General features: G+C 62.1%; 4 protein-coding genes. 3 read left to right on the plus strand and 1 reads right to left on the minus strand.

What is annotated here, in order from left to right; all coding sequences use genetic code 11:
- On the minus strand, positions 1 to 624 hold a 624-nt coding region (gene trpD / locus AC6FTP_RS25595), incomplete at its 3' end, for an anthranilate phosphoribosyltransferase (protein WP_497209735.1).
- A gap of 163 nt (positions 625 to 787) precedes the next feature.
- Between trpD and AC6FTP_RS25600 the strand changes: the two genes are divergently transcribed.
- From AC6FTP_RS25600 to AC6FTP_RS25610, 3 genes are all read left to right on the plus strand, one after another.
- Complete coding sequence (locus tag AC6FTP_RS25600; RefSeq protein ID WP_497209737.1) at positions 788 to 2,536, plus strand: Hsp70 family protein; 1,749 nt, start codon at positions 788 to 790, stop codon at positions 2,534 to 2,536.
- A 72-nt stretch (positions 2,537 to 2,608) separates the two neighbouring features.
- Complete coding sequence (locus tag AC6FTP_RS25605; RefSeq protein ID WP_497209738.1) at positions 2,609 to 4,156, plus strand: YifB family Mg chelatase-like AAA ATPase; 1,548 nt, start codon at positions 2,609 to 2,611, stop codon at positions 4,154 to 4,156.
- 6 nt (positions 4,157 to 4,162) lie between these two features.
- On the plus strand, positions 4,163 to 4,654 hold a 492-nt coding region (locus AC6FTP_RS25610; RefSeq protein WP_497209739.1), incomplete at its 3' end, for an alpha/beta hydrolase.

Consider the following 4,654-nt stretch of genomic DNA (forward strand, 5'->3'; position numbering starts at 1 on the left):
AGTGCGTGTGAGGCTTGGCTCAAAAACGCCGATGAGTTGGAAGTCGGGCTGTGCGGGATTCAGCAGTGGGCCGAGGAGATTGAAAATGCTGCGCTGACCTTCCGCGCCGAGGATTTTGCGCGCGCCCACAACGGCTTTGAACGCCGGGTGATACAGCGGCGCGAAGAAGAAGCCGAGCCCGATGCTCTCGATGCCACGCGCCACACGCTCGACGGGTAGATCGATGCGGACTCCGAGTGCTTCCAGCACATCGGCACCGCCGGCTTTGCTCGTCACACCGCGATTGCCGTGCTTCGTCACGCAGACGTCACCCGCCGCCAGGATGAACATCGCCGTCGTGGAGACATTGAAGAGATGCAGTCGATCCCCACCTGTGCCGACGACATCGAGCATCGGGCCGGGCAGCTTCGCGCGGTCGAGACCTGGATCCACGGCCAGCTTCAGGAACTCCTGTACAAAACCCGCAATCTCGGCAGGCGACTCGCCTTTTCGTGCCAGAGCCCGCAGGAGGCTGGCCTTCGTTTCGTCGGACTCCTGCTCATCGACTAGAAAAGCGGCGGCCTCACGGACCTCGCGCTCGTTGAGAGGCTGGCCGTCTTGGAGAGATTTGATCAGGGGCTGCATGGCTCGGATTGTCGGAGAGGTGCGGCACTTTGGCAATCCTCCAGCATCAAACTTCCTGTCACGGGAAGAGAATGACGAATTCCGAATGACGAATGACGAAACCCGAAGAAGGACTGGTCCATCATCCCCTTCGTCATTCGTTCATTCTGTCATTCGTCATTCCATGTTCATCCTCGGCATTGATCTCGGCACCACCAATTCCCTCGTCGGCGTGGTGGACAGCGGCTTTCCCATTTTGCTCGCCGATGAGCAAGGCCAGCGCCTCACGCCTTCCGCCGTGAATTATTCCGCCGACGGCAGCAGCAGCATCGTCGGCGCTGCGGCTTTGAGAAAACGCGCGCTGGAGCCAAAGCGCACGGTGACGAGCGTGAAGCGTCTGATCGGACGTCGGGGCGGCGAAGGCGACTGGCAGCCGCCTTACAACCTGCGTGAACTCGGCGTCTCGCCCATTGAGGTCTCGGCGGAGATCCTGAAGCGGCTCAAAGCCATCGCCGAGCGTGCTTTGGAGCAAAGCGTCAGCCGTGCGGTAATCACCGTGCCCGCCTATTTCAATGACGCGCAGCGCAACGCCACGAAGCAGGCGGGTGAACTAGCGGGGCTGACCGTCGAGCGCATCGTCAGCGAGCCCACGGCGGCGGCGCTGGCTTACGGTCTCGATAAACTCGGCGAGCGCCAAAAGATCGCCGTCTATGACCTCGGCGGCGGCACCTTTGACATTAGCGTGCTGGAGATGCGGGAGGGCGTCTTCCAGGTGCTGAGCACCGCTGGCGATACTCAGCTGGGTGGGGATGACATCGACCGCGCTTTGGCAGAAAGCATTTCACCTGCTGGCGCAGATCCAGCTCGTTTTGTCGAAGCCGCTGAATCTGCCAAGAAGCGCCTCTCGAGCGAAGAGAGCACCCGCATCGAGCTACCATTTTATGATGGCGCGAACAGCCTCAGCGTGGAGCTGACACGCGCCGAGTTCGAGAAGCTCATCCGTCCGCTCGTCGAACGCACGCGCGCTCATTGCTTGCGAGCTTTGAGCGATGCCGGCGTGAAGCCGGAGGAACTCGATGCCGTGATCCTCGTCGGCGGCAGCACTCGCATCCCGCTCGTGCGTCGATACGTCGCCGAGATCTTCGGGCGCGAGCCTGACATCTCACAGAATCCCGATGAAGCCGTGGCTCTCGGTGCCGTCATTCAGGCAGGTATCCTCAGCGGCTCTTTGAAAAACGTGCTGCTGCTGGATGTGACGCCGCTTTCTCTCGGCATCGAGACCTTCGGCGGGCTGATGAACACGATCATCCCACGCAACACGACCATCCCCTGCAAAGCGGGCGAGATGTTTACCAATGCCGTCGCCAATCAGCAGGACATGCTCATCCGCGTGCTCCAGGGCGAGCGCGAACTCGCGAAGGACAACTGGGAACTCGGCCGCGTCATCGTGCCCTTCCCGCCAGGCCCGAAAGGCAGCGCCCGAGTCGGCGTGCAGTTCGCCATTGATGCGAACGGTATCCTCCAAGTGCTCGCCCGCGACACCGCCACGAACACCGACACCGTTTTGGAAATCCAAAACACCGCCATCGATGTCGATGACGAGCGCGTGGAGCAAATGATCGCCGAGAGCGTGGAGCACGCCTTTGAAGACATGAACGAGCGCGTCTGGACCGAGGCCAAACTCAAGGCCGAAGAGCTCCTCCCCGCCGTCGATGCCGCCCTCACACAGTTCGGCGATGCCGTCAGCGATGATGAGCGCCGCGTGATCGAAGCCGCCGCCGCCAGTGTCCGCGCCTTGCTCCACGCCGTCGAGCACGACGCCAAAGCGCTCAAGTCTGCCAACGCCGCCCTCGACGACGCCACCCAGGAACTCGCCGTCCGTCTCGTCGAGCGTGCGATGGAGGAGTCGCTGGTGAGACGCGGGTTGGTGTAGGTCACGGCTCACTTTTCCATTCCATTTCCCGGCAAAGGTGATGTGATGGGCCAAATCTGATCCGAAAAAGGCATGTCTCAAAACAACGTCGCGCGCACCTACTCGGCCACCCTTCTTGGCGTGAATGCCATCGAGGTCGAGATCGAGTCCCATGATGGCGGCGGGAATCCGAAGATCGCCATCGTCGGGCTGCCAGACGCCTCGGTGAAGGAAAGTCGTGAGCGTGTGACTGCTGCCATTTCGAGCTGCGGCTTTGCCATGAACGGAGGCTTCACCACGGTGAATCTCGCCCCGGCGGATTTGAAAAAGGAAGGCCCAGGGTTTGATCTGCCCATCGCGATCTCGCTGATTGCGCATCGGTCAAAGATCCCCATCCCAGTGCTCGCGGAGACTTCCATGATCGGGGAGCTCGCTCTCAATGGCGAACTCCGCCCTGTGCGGGGATTGCTCGCCGTCGCACTCCAGGCGCGGGCTCAGGGCCGGAAGCGGCTGCTCGTGCCGAAGTCCCAGGCTATCGAAGCCAGCGTCGTCTCAGGCATCGACATCATTGGCGTGCGCCATCTGCGCGAGGTCGTGGATTATCTGAAGGATGACATTGAGCTCCCGCCCGAGCCCTGCCGCGCTACGGAGTTCTTCGCGGCTGCGGAGCATTACGACATCGACTTTGCCGATGTGAAGGCTCAGGGCGATGCGAAGCGCGCCATCGAGGTCGCCGTGGCTGGCGGACACAACATCCTCATGGTCGGGCCGCCCGGCACGGGGAAGTCGATGATCGCTAAGCGCGTCGTCACCATCATGCCTTCGATGACCGAGGAGGAGGCCATCGAGACGACGAAGATTCACAGCGTCGGTGGTTTGCTCACCGCGCAGCAGGCGTTTGTGGCCACGCGCCCGTTCCGCTCGCCGCATCACACGATCAGCGATGCGGGGCTGCTCGGCGGAGGCACGAATCCCGGTCCTGGCGAAGTCTCGCTCGCTCACAATGGCGTGCTCTTTCTCGATGAACTTCCCGAGTTCCGCCGCAGCACGCTGGAAGTCCTGCGCCAACCGTTGGAGGATGGCCGCGTCACCATCTCGCGCGCGGCGGGCACCGTCACCTTCCCCGCGCTTTTCATGCTCGTGGCAGCGATGAACCCTTGCCAGTGCGGCTTTTACGGCGACCTCAAACGCGCGTGCCGATGCAGCCAGGTCATGGTGCAAAAATATCGCCAGCGCATCAGCGGCCCGCTTTTGGATCGAATCGATCTCCATGTCGAGGTGCCGCTCGTGGACTTTCAGGCACTGAAAAGCACCGCTCCAGGGGAGTCCTCCGCCACCATCCGCCAGCGTGTCGAGCAGGCCCGCGCCATTCAGGTGGAGCGCTTTAAAGGCAGCAAAGGCGTGCATACCAACAGCGCCATGACCCCGCGACTCATCAAAAAATATTGCGAACTCGACAGCGAGAGCAGCGCCATGCTGGAGCACTCGATGGGCGAGATGAGCTTCAGCGCCCGTGCCCATGATCGCATCCTGAAAGTCGCTCGTACCCTCGCTGATCTGCGCGGCTTGGAGAAGATCAATGCCGACAGCATCGCCGAAGCGGTGAATTACCGCACCCTCGACCGCAATCTCTGGCAGTAAGCCCTCATGAAACGCCTCATTCTCACCAGCCTCGCCCTCTTTACCACTCTCGCTGCCGCCTCCGAGCCGCTCGAACTCAAGCTCTGGCCCGAAGGCGCGCCGGGGAAGATGCTGCCGCATTCCAAAGCCACGGAGGACTTCATCCGCACCCGCGCTGGCAAGAGCACCATCACTGACATCAGCGATCCCACGATCACCGTCTTTCGCCCCGAGAAGCCGAACGGCACCAGCGTCATCGTCGCCCCTGGCGGTGCCTACATCTTCCTCTCCGCCATCCACGAAGGCACCCAAGTCTGCGAGTGGCTCAGCAGCATCGGCGTCACCGGCATCCTGCTGAAATACCGCACCCCGACTCGCGACGAGGCCGCCCCTCATGAAAAGCCCGTCGCCGATGCCGCCAAAGCCATCACCCTCGTCCGCGAGCACGCCAAAGAATGGCAACTCGACCCGAATCGCGTCGGCCTGCTCGGCTTCAGTGCCGGGGGAAATCTGCTCGCC

This window comes from Prosthecobacter sp. (assembly GCF_044378005.1).
Classification (GTDB): Bacteria; Verrucomicrobiota; Verrucomicrobiia; order Verrucomicrobiales; family Verrucomicrobiaceae; genus Prosthecobacter.

Bases quoted from the DNA above. Each gene is read 5' to 3' on its own strand.
- AC6FTP_RS25600 (WP_497209737.1), top strand. From the start codon at position 788: ATGTTCATCCTCGGCATTGATCTCGGCACCACCAATTCCCTCGTCGGC.
- AC6FTP_RS25605 (WP_497209738.1), top strand. From the start codon at position 2,609: ATGTCTCAAAACAACGTCGCGCGCACCTACTCGGCCACCCTTCTTGGC.